Source organism: Streptomyces sp. NPDC055099, from assembly GCF_053607685.1.
Genome location: NZ_JBSGUA010000017.1, coordinates 102,826 through 122,012, shown reverse-complemented (window position 1 = coordinate 122,012; position 19,187 = coordinate 102,826). Strand labels below are relative to the sequence as shown.

Here is a 19,187-nt window from a genome sequence, read left to right as displayed (position 1 = left end):
GCGACCCCTTACAGCTTCATCAGGCTGGCGTCGTCGACCGAGGCCGAGTGACGGGAGCGGAACAGCGACACGATGATCGCGAGGCCGACCACGACTTCCGCCGCGGCGACGACCATCGTGAAGAAGGCGATGATCTGGCCGTCGAGATTGCCGTGCAGCCGGGAGAAGGCCACGAAGGCGAGGTTGCACGCGTTGAGCATCAGCTCGATACACATGAACACCACGATCGCGTTCCGCCTGATCAGCACGCCGGTGGCGCCGATCGCGAACAACAGCGCCGCGAGATACAGGTAGTTGACCGGATTCACTTCGACGCCTCCTCGGTCTTCGTCGACCGCTCCAGACGCTCCGTGGAGCGCTGTTCGAGGGCCCGCAGATCGTCCAGCGCCTCGTCCGACACATCGCGGATCTGGCCGCGCTCACGCAGCGTCTTGTTGACCGTGAGCTCGGAGGGCGTGCCGTCGGGAAGGAGACCCGCGACGTCCACGGCGTTGTGCCGGGCGTAGACACCGGGGGCGGGCAGCGGCGGCAGGTGCTTGCCGCGCACGCGCTCCTCGGACATCTCGCGCTGCGTCTTGGCGCGCTCCGTGCGCTCGCGGTGCGTGAGCACCATCGCGCCGACGGTGGCGGTGATGAGCAGGGCGCCGGTGATCTCGAAGGCGAAGACGTACTTCGTGAAGATGCTCTCGGCGAGGCCCTCCACGTTGCCGCCCGCGTTCGCCTTGCCGAGCCCGGTGAAGTCGTTCACCGAGGCGTTGCCGATGCCGGCGAAGAGCAGGATGGCGAAGCCGAAGCCACAGAGGCCGGCCAGCCAGCGCTGCCCCTTGATGGTCTCCTTCAGGGAGTCGGCGGCGGTGACACCGACGAGCATGACCACGAAGAGGAAGAGCATCATGATCGCGCCGGTGTAGACGACGACCTGGACGATGCCCAGGAAGTACGCCCCGTTGGCGAGGTAGAAGACCGCGAGGATGATCATGGTCCCGGCGAGGCACAGCGCGCTGTGCACGGCCTTCTTCATGAGGATCGTGCACAGTGCGCCGATCACGGCGACCGTGCCGAGCACCCAGAACTGGACGGCCTCACCGGTGGACGTGGTGTAGGCGGCGAGCTGTGTCATCGGTTGATCACCTCCCCCGACGCGGGTTCGGAGTCGCCGAAGGTGGAAGCGGCCTCCTGGGGCGTCTCCCCCTTGGAGAGGGCCACTTGAGGCACCGTGCCCGGCGCGGCCTCGGTCACCAGACCGCGGTAGTAGTCCTGCTCGTCCGTGCCGGGGAAGATCGAGTGCGGTGACTCGACCATGCCTTCCTCCAGGCCGGCGAGCAGCTGCTCCTTGGTGTAGATGAGGTTCTCGCGGCTGCTGTCGGCCAGCTCGAACTCGTTCGTCATCGTCAACGCGCGCGTGGGGCACGCCTCGATGCACAGACCGCACAGGATGCAGCGGGCGTAGTTGATCTGGTAGACGCGGCCGTACCGCTCGCCCGGGGAGTAGCGCTCCTCCTCGGTGTTGTCCGCGCCCTCCACATAGATCGCGTCCGCGGGGCAGGCCCAGGCGCAGAGTTCACAGCCGACGCACTTCTCCAGGCCGTCCGGATGGCGGTTGAGCTGGTGCCTGCCGTGGAAGCGGGGAGCGGTGACCTTCTCCTGCTCCGGATACTGCTCGGTCAGCCGCTTCTTGAACATGGCCTTGAAGGTCACGCCGAAGCCCGCGACAGGGTTCTGGAACCCCTGCTTCGATTGGTTCGACTCGTGCTGTGACTGGTTCGGCTCGTTCTTCGACTCAGCCATCGGACGCCTCCTTTCCGTCACTTCGCGTTCCGTCACTTTGAGTATCCGGGCCACCACTGACAATCAACTCGCGCTCGTGGCGCGGGCGTCGTCGCGGTACGGGCGGCAGGCTCTGTCCGGGCAGCGGCGGGACGGGGAATCCACCGGCCATCGGGTCGAAGGCGACGGGCTCGTCGCTCTCGGATCGTGCCGCCGCTTCCTTCTCGCGCTTGTCGCGGAAGATGTCGACGACGACGGAGAGCAACAGGAGCGCGATGACTCCGCCGCCCACATAGAGCGCGATCGAGGTGAAGTCGTACTCCTCGTTCCGCATCGCCCTGACCGTCGCCACGAGCATCAGCCAGACGACCGAGACCGGGATCAGGACCTTCCAGCCGAGCTTCATCAGCTGGTCGTAGCGGACGCGTGGCAGCGTGCCGCGCAGCCAGATGAAGAAGAACAGCAGCAGCTGGACCTTGATCACGAACCAGAGCATCGGCCACCAGCCGTGGTTCGCGCCCTCCCAGAAGGTGCTGACCGGGTACGGGGCCCGCCAGCCGCCCAGGAAGAGCGTGACCGAGACCGCCGAGACGGTGACCATGTTGACGTACTCGGCGAGCATGAACAGCGCGAACTTGATCGACGAGTACTCGGTGTTGAAGCCACCGACGAGGTCGCCCTCGGACTCCGGCATGTCGAACGGCGCGCGGTTGGTCTCACCGATCATCGTCACGATGTAGATCAGGAACGACACCGGAAGGAGCAGCACGTACCAGCGGTCCGCCTGCGCCTCCACGATCGCCGAGGTCGACATCGACCCGGAGTAGAGGAACACCGAGGCGAACGCGGCACCCATCGCGATCTCGTACGAGATCATCTGCGCGCAGGAGCGCAGGCCGCCGAGGAGCGGGTACGTGGACCCGGAGCTCCAGCCCGCCAGCACGATGCCGTAGATGCCGACCGAGGCGACCGCGAGGATGTAGAGCATCGCGATCGGCAGGTCGGTGAGCTGCATCGTCGTGCGCTGGCCGAAGATCGAGATCTCGTTGCCCGCGGGCCCGAAGGGGATCACCGCGATCGCCATGAAGGCCGGGATGGCCGCGACGATCGGCGCGAGGATGTAGACCACCTTGTCCGCGCGCTTGACGATCACGTCTTCCTTGAGCATCAGCTTGATGCCGTCCGCGAGGGACTGCAGCATGCCCCAGGGGCCGTGCCGGTTGGGCCCGATGCGCAGCTGCATCCAGGCGACGACCTTGCGCTCCCACACGATGGAGAAGAGCACCGTCACCATCAGGAACGCGAAGCAGAACACCGCCTTGATCGCGACGAGCCACCACGGGTCACGGCCGAACATGGACAGGTCTTCCGCCGCAAGCGGCACCATGTGGTGCATCACGACGTCACCTCCGGGGCCTCAGAGGGCTCCGGCAGGAGCGCCGGGCCGATGCGGACGAGGTCGCCGGGGCGCGCGCCCGTGTCGGAAGTGACGCCTCCCCCGGTCGAGTTCAGCGGCAGCCACACCACGCGGTCGGGCATCTCGGTCACCAGGAGCGGCAGTTCGGTCGCCCCGGTGGGGCCGGAGACGGCCAGGACGTCGCCGTCCTTGACGCCCGCCTCGGCCGCTGTGGCCGGGGAGAGCCGGGCGACCGCGGCGTGCCGTGTGCCGGCGAGCGCTTCGTCGCCCTCCTGGAGGCGGCCCTGGTCGAGCAGCAGCCGGTGCCCCGCGAGAACGGCCTCTCCGGAGGCGGGCCTCGGCGGCTGAGCACCCGTCTCCAGGGGCTCCGCGGCGTGCGTGCCGTCCCAGCCGCCGAGCCGGTCCAGCTCGCGCCGGGCGGTCGCCAGGTCGGGAAGACCCAGATGTACGTCCCCGGCGTCGGCCAGCATGTGCAGCACACGCGCGTCCGTCGGGGCCAGCGTGCGCGTCATCTGGTCGGGCTTGAGCGAGGCCTCGAACATCCGAGCCCTGCCCTCCCAGTTGAGGAAGGTGCCGGGCTTCTCCGCGACCGCGGCCACGGGGAGTACGACGTCGGCGTGCCGGGTGACCTCACTGGGCCGCAGTTCGAGGGAGACCAGGAACCCGACCTCGGAGAGTGCTTCACGCGCGCGTGCCGGGTCGGGAAGGTCGGCGACCTCCACGCCCCCCACCAGGAGCGCGCCCAGTTCGCCGGTCGCCGCCGCCTCGATGATCTGGCCGGTGTCGCGGCCGTAGCGGTGCGGGAGTTCGGCCACGCGCCACACGGCCGCGACCTCGTCCCGCGCGCGCGGGTCGGTGGACGGACGCCCGCCGGGAAGCAGCGAGGGCAGCGCACCGGCCTCGATGGCGCCGCGCTCCCCCGCCCTGCGCGGAATCCACACCAGCCGCGCACCGGTCGCGGACGCGGCCCGTACGGCGGCGGTGAGCCCGCCCGGCACGGCCGCGAGGCGCTCGCCCACCACGATCACCGCACCCGGAGCGCGCAGCGCCTCGGCGGCCTTGGCACCATCGCCCTCAAGTCCGACCTCTCCGGAGAGGGCGTCGAGCCACTCCGTCTCGGTGCCGGGAGCCGCGGGCAACAGCGTGCCGCCCGCCTTCTCCAGGCCCCGGGTCTGGTGCGTGGCGAGGGAGAACGTCCGCTGGCCGTGCTTGCGCCAGGCCTTGCGCAGGCGCAGGAAGATCCCGGGCGCCTCCTCCTCGGCCTCGAAGCCGACGAGCAGGACCGCGGGCGCCTTCTCCACCTCCGCGTACGTGACGCCTGCGCCGTCGAGGTCCCGGCCACGGCCCGCGACACGGGCGGCCAGGAAGTCGGCTTCCTCGCTGCTGTGCACGCGCGCGCGGAAGTCGATGTCGTTCGTGTCGAGCGCCACGCGCGCGTACTTGCTGTACGCGTACGCGTCCTCCACGGTGAGGCGCCCACCGGTCAGCACACCGGCCCGGCCGCGCGCGGCGGCGAGTCCGTTCGCCGCGGCTTCGAGGGCCTCGGGCCAACTGGCCGCCTCCAGCTCACCCGTCTCCGCGTTGCGCACCAGCGGCGTGGTGAGCCGGTCCGGCTTCTGCGCGTAACGGAAGCCGAAGCGCCCCTTGTCGCAGATCCACTCCTCGTTGACCTCGGGGTCGTCCGCCGCGAGGCGCCGCATGACCTTGCCGCGCCGGTGGTCGGTGCGCGTCGCGCAGCCGCCGGCGCAGTGCTCGCACACCGAAGGCGACGACACCAGGTCGAAGGGCCGCGAGCGGAAGCGATACGCCGCCGAGGTCAGCGCGCCGACCGGACAGATCTGGATGGTGTTCCCGGAGAAGTACGACTCGAAGGGATCGCCCTCGCCCGTGCCGACCTGCTGGAGCGCGCCGCGCTCGATCAGCTCGATCATCGGGTCGCCCGCGATCTGGTTCGAGAACCGGGTGCAGCGCGCGCACAGCACGCACCGCTCACGGTCGAGCAGCACCTGCGTGGAGATCGGCACCGGCTTCTCGTACGTCCGCTTCTTGCCCTCGAAGCGGCTGTCCGGGTCGCCGACCTGCATCGCCTGGTTCTGCAGCGGGCACTCGCCGCCCTTGTCGCAGACCGGGCAGTCCAGCGGGTGGTTGATGAGGAGCAGCTCCATCACACCGCGCTGGGCCTTCTCGGCGACGGGCGAGGAGAGCTGCGACTTCACGACCATGCCGTCGGTGCAGGTGATGGTGCAGGAGGCCATCGGCTTGCGCTGGCCCTCCACCTCGACGATGCACTGGCGGCAGGCGCCCGCCGGGTCGAGCAGCGGGTGGTCGCAGAACCTCGGGATCTCGATGCCGAGGAGCTCGGCGGCCCGGATCACCAGCGTCCCCTTCGGGACGCTGATCTCGGCGCCGTCGATCGTCAGCGACACGAGGTCTTCCGGCGGAACCGCCGCCTCGCCGCCCCCGGAGGGAGCGCTATTAGTGGTCACTGTCATGCGTTCACCTCCGAAGGTGCGGCGGGCCGGTCGGCCCAGAGAGTCGACTTGGCCGGGTCGAAGGGGCAGCCCTTGCCGGTGATGTGCTGCTCGTACTCCTCGCGGAAGTACTTGAGCGAGGAGAAGATCGGCGACGCGGCGCCGTCACCCAGCGCGCAGAACGACTTGCCGTTGATGTTGTCGGCGATGTCGTTGAGCTTGTCCAGGTCGGACATGACGCCCTTGCCGGCCTCGATGTCGCGGAGCAACTGGACCAGCCAGTACGTCCCTTCGCGGCACGGCGTGCACTTGCCGCAGGACTCGTGGGCGTAGAACTCGGTCCAGCGGGTGACCGCGCGCACCACGCACGTCGTCTCGTCGAAGCACTGCAGCGCCTTCGTGCCGAGCATCGAGCCGGCGGCGCCCACTCCCTCGTAGTCCAGCGGGACGTCGAGGTGCTCGTCGGTGAACATCGGCGTCGAGGAGCCGCCCGGCGTCCAGAACTTGAGCCGGTGGCCCGCCCGCATCCCGCCGCTCATCTCGAGCAGCTGGCGCAGGGTGATGCCGAGCGGGGCCTCGTACTGGCCGGGGCTGGTGACGTGTCCGCTCAGCGAATAGAGCGTGAAGCCGGGGGACTTCTCGCTTCCCATCGACTTGAACCAGTCTTTTCCGCGATTCAGGATCGCGGGAACCGACGCGATGGACTCGACGTTGTTGACAACAGTGGGGCATGCGTAGAGGCCCGCGACGGCCGGGAAAGGGGGACGCAGTCGCGGCTGGCCACGGCGGCCTTCGAGCGAGTCGAGCAGCGCGGTCTCCTCACCACAGATGTACGCGCCCGCACCCGCGTGCACGGTGAGTTCGAGGTCGAGTCCGCTGCCCAGGATGTTCTCGCCCAGGAATCCCGCCTCTTTCGCCTCACGCACGGCCTCGTGCAACCGCCGGAGTACGGGGACGACTTCACCGCGCAGGTAGATGAAGGCATGCGACGAGCGGATCGCGTAACAGGCGATCACAATGCCCTCGATGAGGCTATGCGGGTTCGCGAAGAGGAGCGGGATGTCCTTGCAGGTCCCCGGCTCCGATTCGTCGGCGTTGACAACTAGATAGTGCGGCTTTCCGTCGCCCTGCGGAATGAACTGCCACTTCATCCCGGTGGGGAATCCTGCGCCGCCACGGCCGCGCAGACCGGAGTCCTTCACGTACGCGATGAGGTCGTCCGGCGCCATGGCCAGGGCCTTGCGCAGGCCCTCGTACCCCTCGTGCCGTCGGTAGGTCTCCAGCGTCCAGGACTTCTCCTCGTCCCAGAACGCCGAGAGCACCGGCGCGAGCAGCTTCTCGGGGCTCGTCTCGTTGTCGATCTCGGCTGCCAAGGTCATCACTCCCCCTCCTCGGCGGTCGGTCCGGCCGGGTGGGCCGGGTCGGATGCCGAGGTCTCCTGCGGTGCGTCGTGCGAGCTGAGGTGCTCGGCAGGCGCCTCGTCCTGCGGGCCGCCCGCGCGCGGGTGGACCACCCGCGGCTGCGGCATCTCGCCCTTGGCCAGGCGCAGTCCGATCAGCGAGGCCGGGCCCGCGCCGCCGCTCGCCTCGACGGCGCCGGGACGCTCGTCGGGGAAGCCCGCCAGAATCCGGGCCGTCTCCTTGTACGTGCACAAGGGGGCGCCGCGGGTCGGCTCGACCTGCACGCCCGCGCGCAGGTCGTCGACGAGCCGCTTGGCGGTCTCGGGAGTCTGGTTGTCGAAGAACTCCCAGTTGACCATCACGACGGGAGCGAAGTCGCAGGCCGCGTTGCACTCGATGTGCTCCAGCGTGACCTTGCCGTCCTCCGTGGTCCCTTCGTTGCCGACGCCCAGGTGCTCCTGGAGGGACTCGAAGATCGCGTCGCCGCCCATGACGGCGCACAAGGTGTTGGTGCAGACGCCGACTTGGTAGTCACCGGAGGGCTTGCGCCGGTACATCGTGTAGAAGGTCGCGACCGCGGTGACCTCGGCGGTGGTCAGGCCGAGCACCTCCGCGCAGAAGGCCATGCCCGTGCGCGTGACGTGACCCTCCTCCGACTGCACCAGGTGCAGCAGCGGGAGCAGCGCGGACCGCGAGTCCGGGTAGCGGGAGATGATCTCCTTGGCGTCCGCGTCGAGCCTGGCCCGTACGTCGGCCGGGTAGTCGGGGGCGGGGAGTTGGGGCATGCCCAGGCTGACGCCCGTGCCCTGCTCGGAAGAGGGAGTGGTGGTCACCGGTCGACGCCTCCCATCACGGGGTCGATGGACGCGACGGCGACGATGACGTCGGCGACCTGGCCGCCCTCACACATCGCCGCCATGGCCTGCAGGTTGGTGAAGGACGGGTCGCGGAAGTGGACCCGGTAGGGGCGGGTGCCGCCGTCGGAGACGACATGCACCCCGAGCTCGCCCTTGGGCGACTCGACAGCGGTGTAGGCCTGACCGGCCGGGACCCGGAAGCCCTCGGTCACCAGCTTGAAGTGGTGGATCAGGGCCTCCATGGAGGTGCCCATGATCTTCTTGATGTGATCGAGCGAGTTGCCGAGGCCGTCCGGGCCGAGCGCCAGTTGCGCGGGCCAGGCGATCTTCTTGTCGCCGACCATGACCGGACCCGGCGCGAGGCGGTCCAGGCACTGCTCGACGATGCGCAGCGACTGGCGCATCTCCTCCAGACGGATCAGGAAGCGTCCGTAGGAGTCACAGGTGTCGGCGGTCGGCACGTCGAACTCGTAGTTCTCGTAGCCGCAGTAGGGCTGCGCCTTGCGCAGGTCGTGCGGCAGACCGGCCGAGCGCAGGACGGGCCCCGTGGCGCCGAGCGCCATGCAGCCGGCCAGGTCGAGATAGCCGACGTCCTGCATACGGGCCTTGAAGATGGGGTTCCCGGTGGCGAGCTTGTCGTACTCGCCGAGGTTCTTCTGCATCTTCTTCACGAACTCGCGGATCTGGTCCACCGCGCCCGGGGGCAGGTCCTGGGCGAGTCCGCCGGGCCGGATGTACGCGTGGTTCATGCGCAGGCCGGTGATCAGCTCGAAGATGTCGAGAACGAGTTCACGATCCCGGAAGCCGTAGATCATGATCGTCGTCGCGCCCAGCTCCATGCCGCCGGTGGCGATGCACACCAGGTGCGAGGAGAGCCGGTTGAGCTCCATCAGGAGCACGCGGATGACCGAGGCGCGGTCCGGGATCTGGTCCTCGATGCCGAGCAGCTTCTCGACGCCGAGGCAGTACGCCGCCTCGTTGAAGAACGGCGTCAGATAGTCCATGCGCGTGACGAACGTCGTGCCCTGCGTCCACGTGCGGTACTCGAGGTTCTTCTCGATGCCCGTGTGCAGATAGCCGATGCCGCAGCGGGCCTCGGAGACGGTCTCGCCCTCGATCTCCAGGATGAGCCGGAGCACACCATGGGTGGAGGGGTGCTGCGGACCCATGTTGACGATGATGCGCTCGTCGTCGGACCGGGCGGCGGACTGGACGACCTCGTCCCAGTCGCCGCCGGTGACCGTATATACGGTCCCCTCGGTCGTCTCCCGAGCAAAAGCATGTGAAGTGGACATCAGCTGTACGACCTCCGCTGGTCCGGAGCCGGGATCTGGGCGCCCTTGTACTCGACGGGGATGCCGCCGAGGGGGTAGTCCTTGCGCTGCGGGAAGCCCTGCCAGTCGTCCGGCATCATGATCCGCGTGAGGGCCGGGTGGCCGTCGAAGATCAGGCCGAAGAAGTCGTACGCCTCGCGCTCGTGCCAGTCGTTCGTCGGGTAGACGGAGACCAGCGAGGGGACGTGCGGATCGGCGTCAGGGGCGCTGACTTCGAGCCGGATCAGGCGGTTGTGGGTGATCGAGCGCAGGTGGTAGACGGCGTGCAGCTCGCGGCCCTTGTCCTCGAGGAAGTGCACGCCGCTGACGCCCGTGCAGAGCTCGAAGCGCAGGGCCGGGTCGTCGCGCAGGGTCTGGGCGACCCGGACGAGATGCTCGCGCGCGATGTGGAAGGTGAGCTCGTCGCGGTCGACGACCGTCTTCTCGATCGCGTTCTCCGGGAGGAGCCCCTGCTCTTCCAGGGCTCCTTCCAGCTCGTCGGCGACCTCGTCGAACCAGCCGCCGTACGGGCGCGCGGACGCACCGGGCAGGGTGATCGTGCGCACCAGGCCGCCGTAACCGGACGTGTCGCCGCCGTTGTTGGCGCCGAACATGCCCCGGCGGACGCCGATGACCTTGCCGGCCTCGTCGCGGGGAGCGGGGACGCCGTTCCCGTTCAGGTGCTCGTCGTGTTCGTCGTGCGCGTCGCTCACCGCAGCAGCCCCTTCATCTCGATGGTGGGGAGGGCCTTGAGGGCCGCCTCCTCCGCCTCGCGGGCCGCTTCCTCGGCGTTGACCCCGAGCTTGCCGCCCTGGATCTTCTGGTGGAGCTTGAGGATCGCGTCCATCAGCATCTCGGGCCGCGGCGGACAGCCGGGCAAATAGATGTCAACAGGGACAATGTGGTCCACGCCCTGCACAATCGCGTAATTGTTGAACATCCCGCCCGATGAAGCGCAAACCCCCATGGAAATGACCCACTTGGGGTTGGGCATCTGGTCATAGACCTGCCGCAGGACCGGCGCCATCTTCTGGCTCACACGCCCGGCCACGATCATCAGATCGGCCTGCCGCGGTGAACCGCGGAAAACCTCCATGCCGAAGCGAGCCAGGTCATAGCGCCCGGCTCCCGTCGTCATCATCTCGATGGCGCAGCACGCGAGGCCGAAGGTCGCGGGGAAGACGGATGACTTGCGCACCCAGCCCGCGGCTTGTTCGACGGTGGTCAGCAGAAAACCGCTCGGCAGTTTCTCTTCGAGTCCCATGCTCTTTGGCCCCTCAGACCTTTAGTCCCATTCCAGGCCGCCACGCCGCCATACGTACGCGTACGCGACGAAGACGGTGAGCACGAAGAGCAGCATCTCCACGAGCCCGAAAATCCCCAGCGCGTCGAAGGTGACGGCCCAGGGGTAAAGGAAGACGATCTCGATGTCGAAGACGATGAAGAGCATCGCCGTCAGGTAGTACTTGATGGGAAATCGCCCGCCGCCGGCCGGAGTCGGCGTCGGCTCGATACCGCACTCATACGCCTCGAGCTTGGCGCGGTTGTACCGCTTTGGACCGATAAGCGTGGCCATGACCACGGAGAAGATCGCAAAGCCTGCCCCGAGGGCTCCCAGCACGAGGATGGGCGCATAGGCGTTCACGCTCCTCGCTCCTCTCAGTCGGCACTGACTGTTGGCGGTTGCATCGGACCGCGACCCGCCCACCACGACCCACGAAGATCGCCTACATGTGAAGCAGGTCACAAGCCCAACTGCCTCGCATCTTATGCCCGCCGGTCTGTGATCTGCGACACGGGGTGCGACAACGGCTTTGTGATCTCCACCACCTGACGAAGGATCATGAAGTCGGATGAGCGGTGATCTTCATACGCGAAGCGCCTGAGTGATCACCAGAGGTGACATCTCAGCGAGTTACCGCTGGTCGGGAGGGGGTCGCCTATCAAGGGATGGCCGCCGCAAGCAAATTGGCGCTGGACGCCCTGGCTTGATAGTGGCGGCTCATTCACGCTTTGGCGGGAGCGGTGTGGATGAAGGTGGACAGCCGCGCACGCGTGCACGGATTCACGAGCCACCGAAGCGGTGCCTTCGCGACGATCGAAGCGGCTCCAAGCGACACCTTTATGACGATCGGAACGGTTCCTCCGGAGGGCTGCTCGGCACCTCGCCGACACAGGCCGGCCGTCGATCCCTCGTCGATCCGTCACTGATCCCCCACACGGACAACACCCCTGAATTCTTCGGGAGATCTCAGGAAGGTCTCGGCGCGATCTCAGGGAGATCCCCTAGGGCTACACCTGTGACCTGCGCCACACGCCGATGGGCGGCAAAGAAACCGGGCTTGGCCAACCGGCTCAACCGGTGGTAGTCCACGGGCAATTCGGGCGTATCGCAGAAAACCCATGATCACAGGCGTGATCGCCGTTGTCCGCATTGCCCGTTACGGCGTCAATAAGAAGTGACACGCCCGGGATTCGGGGCCGAGAACAGCAACTGTGGCGCAGCCCACGTTTCTTGAAGGGAACCCTGACTCCCTGATAGCGGTTGTTCTCATGTCCCACACCGCTCACATACCCAGCCACCGGAAGCCCCGTCGTAGCGCCACGAAGCAGGCCCTGCGCGCCGGAGTTGCCGGTGGCGTCCTCAGCACCCTGGCAGTGGCCGCGGCCGCCGGCACGGCGAACGCCGCCGAGCCGGTGACCGAGACCATCGAAATGCCCACGCTCACCGCGGATCTCTCCACGCAGATCGCGCAGTCCGCTGAGGCCACCCAGCAGACCGCCGACAGCTACCAGCTCCGTGCCGAGCAGGACGCGGCCGCCGTGAAGGCCGCCAAGCAGGCCAAGGAAGACCAGGCCAAGGCCGAGAAGAAGGCCGAGGCCAAGGCGAAGGCCGAGGCCGCCGCCAAGAAGAAGGCGGAGGAGGAGCGCGCCTCGCGTTCCGCCGAGCGCACGACGCTCAGCGCCGCCGGCGGCGGCTCCAGCGCCGCCACCGCCGACACGCCGGCCCCGGCCAGCGGCAGCGTCGGCACGGTCATCAGCTTCCTGAAGGCCCAGCTCGGCGACGCGTACGTCATGGGTGCCTCCGGACCGAACGCGTGGGACTGTTCCAGCCTCGTCCAGGCCGCGTTCAAGCAGGCGGGCGTGGACCTTCCGCGCGTCTCGCAGGACCAGTCGGTCTCCGGTACGCCGGTCTCGCTCTCCAACGTCCAGGTGGGCGACATCCTTTACTGGGGTGGCGCGGGCTCCGCGTACCACGTGGGTGTGTACATCGGTAACGGCCAGTACCTCGACGCCGCCAACCCCAGCAAGGGCGTTGTCATCCAGGACCTGTCGGGTTACCCCGCCGACGGTGCCGTGCGCGTCCTCTGAGGTCCCTCACAGCCACGTAGAAGGGCCGGGAACCCCCCAGCGGGGTTCCCGGCCCTTCTGTGCGCTCAGCGAGGCGCAGACATCAACCCTTCGGCGAGAGCTCGCCCATCTCGGACCAGCTGCTGCCCGGGATCTCGGTGTGGATGATCTCGGGCGTCGAGGCGATCAACTCCGACATCGTCTCCATGCCGGCCTTGAAGTGGTCGGAGCCGACGTGCGCCGCGCCCGCCTCCTGGGAGGCGAAGCCCTCCAGGAGGACGAACTGGTTGGGGTCGTCCACGCTGCGGGACCAGTCGTAGAAGAGGTTGCCCTCCTCCGCGCGCGTGGCCCGCGTGAACTCGGCGGTCCGCTCCAGCCAGCTGTCGGCGTACTCGGGGCGGACGGTGAACTTGACTGCGATGAAAATCATGCGACCAGCCTCGTACCACCCAGGGGGCAAGGGCAAATCGGACAACGCCCCATTCCCGCAGACGCTCACGCCCGCATGACGCTCACGCCTTCGGGGCCACCTTGCTCAGGCCGTTGATGATGCGGTCCATCGCGTCGCCGCCCGTGGGGTCGGTGAGGTTGGCCAGCATCTTCAGCGTGAAGCGCATCAGCATCGGGTGCGTCAGACCGCGCTGCGTGGCGATCTTCATGACCTTCGGGTTGCCGATGAGCTTCACGAAGGCGCGGCCCAGCGAGTAGTAGCCGCCGTAGGTGTCCTTGAGGACCTTCGGGTAGCGCTGGAGCGCCAGTTCGCGCTGGGCGGGGGTCTGGCGGGCGTGCGCCTGGACGATGACGTCCGCCGCGATCTGCCCGGACTCCATGGCGTACGCGATGCCCTCGCCGTTGAAGGGGTTCACCATGCCGCCCGCGTCGCCCACCAGGAGCAGGCCCTTGGTGTAGTGCGGCTGGCGGTTGAAGGCCATCGGCAGGGCGGCGCCGCGGATCGGCATCGTCATGTTGTCCGGGGTGTAGCCCCACTCCTCCGGCATCGAGGCGCACCAGGCCTTGAGCACCTCGCGCCAGTCCAGCTCCTTGTAGGCGGAGGACGAGTCGAGGATGCCGAGCCCGACGTTCGACGTGCCGTCGCCCATGCCGAAGACCCAGCCGTAGCCGGGCAGGAGCCGGTCCTCGGCGCCGCGCCGGTCCCACAGCTCCAGCCAGGACTCCAGGTAGTCGTCGTCGTGGCGGGGCGAGGTGAAGTACGTACGGACCGCGACACCCATCGGACGGTCCTCGCGGCGGTGCAGACCCATCGCGAGGGAGAGCCGCGTGGAGTTGCCGTCGGCGGCGACCACCAGCGGGGCGTGGAAGGTGACCGGAGTCTTCTCCTCGCCGAGCTTGGCGTGCACGCCGGTGATGCGACCCGTGCGGTCGTCGACGATCGGGGCGCCGACGTTGCAGCGCTGGTACAGGCGTGCGCCCGCCTTCTGCGCCTGGTTGGCGAGCTGCTCGTCGAAGTCGTCGCGCTTACGGACCAGGCCGTAGTTGGGGTAGGCGGCGAGTTCCGGCCAATCGAGCTGGAGCCGTACGCCGCCCCCGATGATGCGCAGGCCCTTGTTCCGCAGCCAGCCCGCCTCCTCGGAGATGTCGATCCCCATGGACACGAGCTGCTTGGTGGCGCGCGGCGTCAGGCCGTCGCCGCAGACCTTCTCCCTGGGGAACGCGGTCTTCTCCAGGAGCAGTACGTCGAGTCCGGCCTTCGCCAGGTAATAGGCGGTCGTGGAACCGGCTGGCCCGGCCCCGACGACGATCACATCAGCGGTGTGTTCGGTGAGGGGCTGGGGCTCGGTCACGGCGGGTTCTCCCCAAGGCTCGAAATCTGTGTGCCGACGGGCACGGGTTATGGGCAGTCTATGCAGCGGTACCGATCAGCCAGCCGAAGGGCCACCCGTGACAAAGCAGGCGACAAAGCAGACGCTGCCGACCAAGACCCCGCCCGCCGTACAGCTGCGTGTCCCGACCCATGAGGACGCGTTCGTCTGGCACCGGCTCTTCGACGACCCGGAGGTCATGAGGTTCTTCGGCACCGGCGCGTCGGCCGAGCTCTCCGTGTACGAGGAGCTGACCGCACGCCAGCGCAGACACGACGCCGAACTCGGCTTCTGCCTGTGGACGTTGCTCGACGCGGACGGCGAGCCGATCGGCTTCGCCGGAGCACAGCCCTGGCCCAACGACTGGGGACCCAGGGGCGAGATCGAGATCGGCTGGCGGCTCGCCCGCACCGCCTGGGGCAAGGGATACGCGAGCGCCGCCGCGCAGGCCACCCTGGAACGGTTGCGCGCGGCGGGCGTACGGGACGTGGTGGCCATGGTCGACGCACGCAACGCACGGTCGGTGGCCGTGACCCGGCGGCTCGGCATGCAGCTGGCCGAGACCTTCACGACGCCGACCGAGCGGCAGGCCCACACCTTCCGGCTCGCGCTGTAGCGGGTCTACCCTGCCGGTACCGCCGGGGGGTGACATCCGTGCCGAAGACACCCAGGACTGACGAGACGGGCGACGTGCTCGTGCCACGGCTGGTCGGTCTGATGGCCGTGGACGCGCGCGAGTCGGCCGCGAAGCACGGCGTGGAGCTCGCGGCGCCCGGCCGCCCCGAGCTGCACCTGGTCGTCCTCGATCACGTGGTCCGGCAGTACCCCCCGCCCGGCTCGTGGATTCCGCGCGACTCCGTCGTCACCATCTGGTTCGAGTTCGGCCCCGGCGAGGGCGAGGGCGGCGCGGGCGTGCGCGAACCCCGCCGCCCGGGGCCTCCGGACGGCGGGGTCCGACGGGAGCTCGACGAGCCGGAGCACCTCAGCCGTTGAGCCGCCAGTTCTCCAGGGCGGTCCGGTGGTTCTTCTCGCCCTCGCCCGCGGGCCAGAAGTCCGCGCGCCAGGAGAGCAGGATGGCGTACTCGGTGCCGTTGTCCGCGACGTAACTCTGGTTCAGGGCATGGATCTCGCGGCCCGCCCTGTCGGTGTACGTGTACTCCCAGATCGCGCCGCTGCGCCCCTGGAAGGTGTTCGGCTCGAGCCGCAGCCGCTGGTAGTCCGACTTCTTCGGGTCCTTCTTGGCGTCCTTCTCGATGTTCGTGAAGTTCTCGTACGAGGTGTACGGGGCGTTCGGGACCACGCCGACGATGAACTGCTCCGGGCCGGTCGACCCGGCGTACACGATCTGGCCGGGACGCTCCTCGCCCTGCCGGGACCAGCCCTCGGGCACGGCGAACTCGAAGCCGCTCACGTCGGACACGAGGTCGAAGCCCGCGGGCGGTTCGGGGGCGTCGTCGACGGTGTCCGGGCTCACGCTCGGCTCCACCTCGGGGTCCTCCGTGCCGTCCGTCGGGGTGTCCGAGGCGAAGGGCGTGGGCGCCGGCGTGGGGTCCTGGCTGGTGCTGACGGCCGGCTTGTCGTCCTTGCCTCCCGCCTTGTCGACAGAGCCGTCGTTGTTGTCCTGCCAGAGCAGGACGCCGGCCGCGATGCCGCTGCCGATGACGAAGGCGGCGGTGAGAGTGGCGACCCAGAGGGCGGTGCGGCGGGGCTCGGGCGGGGCGGGCGGCTGCTGGTGCAGTTGGTAGGCGTGGGGGTCGTAGGCCGTGGGGGCGTAGGCGGGGTTCGCGGCCGGGTCGTACGCGGGCCGGGGCGTGGGGACGGCTCCGGGGGCCGGGGCAACTCCCGGCGTCCCAGGCTCCGTCGAGGCCGGGCCCACGGCACCGATGGCGCCCTCGGTGGGCGCGTCGGCCAGGGAACCGGGCGTGGCGGGGGCTCCGGACGCGTCCGCGGGGCCGGTCGGCATCGGCGGCACCGAAGGCATCGGCTTCACGCCGGCCCCCGGCCGCTGACCCGCGAGTTGCAGCAGGAACGGCGCGACGAGCGCGGCGCCGAACACCCAGAGCAGCCCGAACAGCAGCGCGTCCGGCACGCTCACGCCCGCCTCGAAGCTGCCGTTGCCCGAGCCGCTCCCGCCGCCGCCTCCGCCGAACTCCGAGGAGGCGCTGCCGGTCGCGTCGACGCTGAACCCGCCGACCCCGGCCAGGAGCAGGAACAGCCCGAAGAAGATCCCGGCGGCCAGGAGTTGCTCACCCCGGTGCGCGGAACGCCGCGCGGCGAGCAGGCCGAGGACCAGCGCACACACGAGGCCGAGCGCCAGCGCCCCGACGACAGCCCAGTCGTTGGTGACGTCCCCCAGCTCGGAGAGCCCGAAGGTCTCGCTCCCGCGGCCGCCGCCGTACGCCGAACTGCTCCCCTCGACCGAGGCGCCGAGCGGCGCGCCCCAGCCGAGGCCGAGGGCGGTGATGCCGAGGTTCGGCAGCAGGAGCAGGGCGATGAGCAGGGGGGAGACGTCGGCCTCGTCGAGGTCGGCGAGACCTTCGAGGTCGTCGATCTGGGCGAGGCTGATGAACGCGACGAGCGAGCAGACGACGAGGACGACCGCGAGCGCGCGCAGCGCGGTGCCGGTGGCGCGGAACGCCGCCTGCCAGCCCGGCCGTTGGGCGAGCCACTGGGCCAGGTCGTCGCGGTGCAGCACACCGCAGGAGACGGCCAGGGCGAGCACAAGCGCGCCGAGCGCGGCGAGCACCGGGGACGAGGAGAGTTCGACGCCCTCGATCTCGGGCTGCGCGAAGAGGCTGAGCGCCAGCGTGCCCGCGGTCACCAACAGGGTGACGCGCACGGCGGCCTCGAGCCCGGCCGTGCCACCGCCGAGGCCACCGGCCCGCCGGAGGACACGGGTGCGCAGGAGGCGTACGCCGATGAAGAGAGCCCCGATCCACAGGGCTGTGGCGGTGAGCGGGATGAGGTGCAGCGAGGCACTGCCGTCGAAGGCGACGTCGACGGTTGAGCTCTCACCGCCGAAGAGGGACGACTGCTGCCGCTCGCTCCCGGAGATCTCGAAGCCGCCGCCCACGGCCTGGAGCAGCGTCGCGAGGGCGATCCGGAGCCGGTCGACGAACCCGACGACGACGTCACCGTCACCCTGCCCGTAAGAGGGAACGGCCAGCGCGACGGCCGCGATCAGCACAAGACCGACCGGCCACAGCGCGGCTTGCGCGGCCCCGGCCCAGTCCCCGCGGAACGCCCGCCCGAAGAAGGCACCGAGCGGTGAGGGGCCGGCGGGCGCCGGGGGCACGTACGTGGGTGGGGGCGGGGAGGGCGCAGGGTTTGGGGGAAGTGCGGGCGCGGGGAGGGAAGTTGCGGTGAAGCCTGGGCCTTCGGGGGTGCTTGGGGGCGTGCTTGGGGGCGGGCTCTCCGGCGCACTGGCGGGCGCCGCTGCTTCATCTGTGGGCCCATCGCCCGCGTCCGCGGAGGTCGGCTCCCCCAGCTCCGCCGCGGGCATGTCCGCGGGCCCCGCGTCCACCGTCGTGTCACGCGGACGCTCGCGCCCGCACTTCATGCAGAAGCGGGCCTCATCAGGGGTGGGTGCCCCGCAGTGAGGGCAATGCGACGCCATGGGAACGCTCCGTCATTGGGGAGATGACCAGAAAGACCGACCCCTGCCGAACAGTCCCGCGGCGGCGGACGCGAAAGAGCGGCTTCGCGTCGACACCGCCGCGTCGGCAGGGAGTCGTATCACAACGGACACATCTTGCCCGGCGGCTGGTTCCCGTCAACTCCGTTTGGAGCGCTGGGGCCTGGGACCCTAAGCCTTGAAACCCCGGTGCAGCGCCACGACGCCGCCCGTCAGGTTCCGCCACGCCACCTTCGACCAGCCCGCCTCCTGCAACCGCGCGGCCAGCGTCGGCTGGTCGGGCCAGGAGCGGATGGACTCCGCGAGATAGACGTACGCGTCGGGGTTGGAGGAGACCGCGCGCGCGACCGGCGGCAGCGCCCGCATCAGGTACTCCTCGTAGACCGTGCGGAACGGTGCCCACGTCGCGTGCGAGAACTCGCAGATGACGACCCGGCCGCCCGGCTTCGTCACGCGGTACATCTCCCGCAGCGCCTGGACCGTCTCGTTGACGTTGCGCAGGCCGAAGGAGATCGTGACGGCGTCGAACGTGTCGTCCTTGAACGGCAGCTTCGTCGCGTCCCCCGCCGTGAACGGCATCCAGGGGTGACGTGCCTTGCCGACCTGCAGCATGCCGAGGGAGAAGTCGCAGGGCACGACGTACGCGCCCGCCTGGGCGAACGGCTGGGACGACGTCGCCGTCCCCGCGGCGAGGTCGAGCACCTTCTGGGCGGGGCGCGCGTCGACCGCCTTCGCGACCTCCTTGCGCCACAGGCGGGCCTGGCCGAGGGAGAGCACGTCGTTGGTGAGGTCGTAGCGTTCCGCCACGTCGTCGAACATGGAGGCGACTTCGTGCGGCTGCTTTTCCAGGGTTGCTCGGGTCACCCGGCCCATTGTGTCAGGCCGGTCCTCTGCCCTGGCGGTGGCCCGCTTCGCCTGCGGCGGGCTGTTTTCGCGGGTGCGGCCCGTATGTGGTTGCTCGCGCCCACGCGGCGGAGCCGCAAATCGACACAGCCCCGCGCCCCTGGGGCGCCCCTGACGGGGCTGCCCTCAGCTCAGCGCGCCCGGTACACCAAGCGGCCCTCCACCACCGTCGCCACGCACGTCCCCGCGCCCCGTCGCACCAGTTCCGCGCGGTCCGCCACGTCGAAGACCGCGAAGCGGGCCGGGCCGCCCCG

18 protein-coding genes and 1 pseudogene are annotated in these 19,187 nt (G+C 69.4%); 3 read left to right on the top strand and 16 right to left on the bottom strand.

The window, feature by feature from the left end:
* Positions 1 to 8 precede the first annotated feature (8 nt).
* The 11 genes from nuoK to ACWFRU_RS33815 are packed head-to-tail and all read right to left on the bottom strand — an operon-like array spanning position 9 to position 10,870.
* Positions 9 to 308 (bottom strand): NADH-quinone oxidoreductase subunit NuoK, encoded by a 300-nt coding sequence (nuoK, locus tag ACWFRU_RS33865; RefSeq protein WP_016640174.1) that lies wholly within the window; start codon positions 306 to 308, stop codon positions 9 to 11.
* The gene (locus ACWFRU_RS33860) at positions 305 to 1,120 is read right to left on the bottom strand and encodes an NADH-quinone oxidoreductase subunit J (RefSeq protein WP_453691949.1); all 816 of its coding nucleotides are present in this window, start codon (positions 1,118 to 1,120) and stop codon (positions 305 to 307) included. The genes nuoK and ACWFRU_RS33860 overlap by 4 nt, the downstream gene beginning before the upstream one ends.
* A complete protein-coding gene (gene nuoI, locus ACWFRU_RS33855; protein WP_453691948.1) occupies positions 1,117 to 1,788 on the bottom strand; it encodes an NADH-quinone oxidoreductase subunit NuoI in 672 nt (223 codons plus the stop codon). Before nuoI ends, ACWFRU_RS33860 begins: the two co-directional genes overlap by 4 nt.
* Entirely contained in the window at positions 1,781 to 3,163 is a 1,383-nt protein-coding gene (nuoH, locus tag ACWFRU_RS33850; protein WP_453691947.1) for an NADH-quinone oxidoreductase subunit NuoH, read from the bottom strand. Before nuoH ends, nuoI begins: the two co-directional genes overlap by 8 nt.
* Entirely contained in the window at positions 3,163 to 5,676 is a 2,514-nt protein-coding gene (locus ACWFRU_RS33845; RefSeq protein WP_453691946.1) for an NADH-quinone oxidoreductase subunit G, read from the bottom strand. Before ACWFRU_RS33845 ends, nuoH begins: the two co-directional genes overlap by 1 nt.
* Positions 5,673 to 7,034, bottom strand: a complete 1,362-nt coding sequence (gene nuoF, locus ACWFRU_RS33840) for an NADH-quinone oxidoreductase subunit NuoF (RefSeq protein WP_453691945.1) — start codon at positions 7,032 to 7,034, stop codon at positions 5,673 to 5,675. The genes ACWFRU_RS33845 and nuoF overlap by 4 nt, the downstream gene beginning before the upstream one ends.
* The gene (gene nuoE / locus ACWFRU_RS33835) at positions 7,034 to 7,840 is read right to left on the bottom strand and encodes an NADH-quinone oxidoreductase subunit NuoE (protein ID WP_453692020.1); all 807 of its coding nucleotides are present in this window, start codon (positions 7,838 to 7,840) and stop codon (positions 7,034 to 7,036) included. The genes nuoF and nuoE overlap by 1 nt, the downstream gene beginning before the upstream one ends.
* 44 nt (positions 7,841 to 7,884) lie before the next feature.
* Positions 7,885 to 9,207, bottom strand: coding sequence for an NADH-quinone oxidoreductase subunit D (locus ACWFRU_RS33830; RefSeq protein ID WP_453691944.1), 1,323 nt, complete (start codon positions 9,205 to 9,207; stop codon positions 7,885 to 7,887).
* Positions 9,207 to 9,905, bottom strand: a complete 699-nt coding sequence (locus ACWFRU_RS33825; protein WP_453692019.1) for an NADH-quinone oxidoreductase subunit C — start codon at positions 9,903 to 9,905, stop codon at positions 9,207 to 9,209. The genes ACWFRU_RS33830 and ACWFRU_RS33825 overlap by 1 nt, the downstream gene beginning before the upstream one ends.
* A gap of 29 nt (positions 9,906 to 9,934) precedes the next feature.
* The gene (locus ACWFRU_RS33820) at positions 9,935 to 10,489 is read right to left on the bottom strand and encodes a NuoB/complex I 20 kDa subunit family protein (RefSeq protein WP_160506582.1); all 555 of its coding nucleotides are present in this window, start codon (positions 10,487 to 10,489) and stop codon (positions 9,935 to 9,937) included.
* Positions 10,490 to 10,510: 21 nt separating this feature from the next.
* Entirely contained in the window at positions 10,511 to 10,870 is a 360-nt protein-coding gene (locus tag ACWFRU_RS33815; protein ID WP_003992243.1) for an NADH-quinone oxidoreductase subunit A, read from the bottom strand.
* A gap of 908 nt (positions 10,871 to 11,778) precedes the next feature.
* Here ACWFRU_RS33815 and ACWFRU_RS33810 point away from each other — a divergent pair.
* Positions 11,779 to 12,597, top strand: coding sequence for a C40 family peptidase (locus tag ACWFRU_RS33810; RefSeq protein ID WP_453691943.1), 819 nt, complete (start codon positions 11,779 to 11,781; stop codon positions 12,595 to 12,597).
* A gap of 82 nt (positions 12,598 to 12,679) precedes the next feature.
* On the opposite strand, the gene ACWFRU_RS33805 is transcribed toward ACWFRU_RS33810, so the two are convergent.
* Positions 12,680 to 13,006: a putative quinol monooxygenase gene (locus ACWFRU_RS33805; protein ID WP_453397508.1), complete on the bottom strand. Its 327-nt coding sequence runs from the start codon at positions 13,004 to 13,006 to the stop codon at positions 12,680 to 12,682.
* A gap of 82 nt (positions 13,007 to 13,088) precedes the next feature.
* Positions 13,089 to 14,378, bottom strand: coding sequence for a geranylgeranyl reductase family protein (locus tag ACWFRU_RS33800; RefSeq protein ID WP_453691942.1), 1,290 nt, complete (start codon positions 14,376 to 14,378; stop codon positions 13,089 to 13,091).
* A 97-nt stretch (positions 14,379 to 14,475) separates the two neighbouring features.
* Between ACWFRU_RS33800 and ACWFRU_RS33795 the strand changes: the two genes are divergently transcribed.
* Positions 14,476 to 15,012, top strand: a complete 537-nt coding sequence (locus ACWFRU_RS33795) for a GNAT family N-acetyltransferase (RefSeq protein WP_453691941.1) — start codon at positions 14,476 to 14,478, stop codon at positions 15,010 to 15,012.
* A 38-nt stretch (positions 15,013 to 15,050) separates the two neighbouring features.
* Positions 15,051 to 15,389: a PASTA domain-containing protein gene (locus ACWFRU_RS33790; RefSeq protein WP_453691940.1), complete on the top strand. Its 339-nt coding sequence runs from the start codon at positions 15,051 to 15,053 to the stop codon at positions 15,387 to 15,389.
* Here ACWFRU_RS33790 and ACWFRU_RS33785 read toward each other — a convergent pair.
* The 3 genes and pseudogenes from ACWFRU_RS33785 to ACWFRU_RS33775 form a co-directional block, all read right to left on the bottom strand.
* Positions 15,379 to 17,691, bottom strand: a complete 2,313-nt coding sequence (locus ACWFRU_RS33785) for a hypothetical protein (protein WP_453692024.1) — start codon at positions 17,689 to 17,691, stop codon at positions 15,379 to 15,381. The two genes, ACWFRU_RS33790 and ACWFRU_RS33785, sit on opposite strands and share 11 nt — an antisense overlap.
* Before the next feature lie 252 nt (positions 17,692 to 17,943).
* Positions 17,944 to 18,012: pseudogene (locus ACWFRU_RS33780) on the bottom strand (zinc-ribbon domain-containing protein); the annotation flags it as partial.
* Between the two features lie 189 nt (positions 18,013 to 18,201).
* Positions 18,202 to 18,894, bottom strand: a complete 693-nt coding sequence (locus ACWFRU_RS33775) for a demethylmenaquinone methyltransferase (RefSeq protein ID WP_453691939.1) — start codon at positions 18,892 to 18,894, stop codon at positions 18,202 to 18,204.
* Positions 18,895 to 19,187: the final 293 nt, after the last annotated feature.

Coding starts and splice junctions, on each gene's coding strand:
- ACWFRU_RS33860 (WP_453691949.1), bottom strand. CDS start 1,120: ATGACACAGCTCGCCGCCTACACCACGTCCACCGGTGAGGCCGTCCAG.
- nuoI (WP_453691948.1), bottom strand. CDS start 1,788: ATGGCTGAGTCGAAGAACGAGCCGAACCAGTCACAGCACGAGTCGAAC.
- nuoH (WP_453691947.1), bottom strand. CDS start 3,163: ATGCACCACATGGTGCCGCTTGCGGCGGAAGACCTGTCCATGTTCGGC.
- ACWFRU_RS33845 (WP_453691946.1), bottom strand. CDS start 5,676: ATGACAGTGACCACTAATAGCGCTCCCTCCGGGGGCGGCGAGGCGGCG.
- nuoF (WP_453691945.1), bottom strand. CDS start 7,034: ATGACCTTGGCAGCCGAGATCGACAACGAGACGAGCCCCGAGAAGCTG.
- nuoE (WP_453692020.1), bottom strand. CDS start 7,840: ATGCCCCAACTCCCCGCCCCCGACTACCCGGCCGACGTACGGGCCAGG.
- ACWFRU_RS33830 (WP_453691944.1), bottom strand. CDS start 9,207: ATGTCCACTTCACATGCTTTTGCTCGGGAGACGACCGAGGGGACCGTA.
- ACWFRU_RS33820 (WP_160506582.1), bottom strand. CDS start 10,489: ATGGGACTCGAAGAGAAACTGCCGAGCGGTTTTCTGCTGACCACCGTC.
- ACWFRU_RS33810 (WP_453691943.1), top strand. CDS start 11,779: ATGTCCCACACCGCTCACATACCCAGCCACCGGAAGCCCCGTCGTAGC.
- ACWFRU_RS33805 (WP_453397508.1), bottom strand. CDS start 13,006: ATGATTTTCATCGCAGTCAAGTTCACCGTCCGCCCCGAGTACGCCGAC.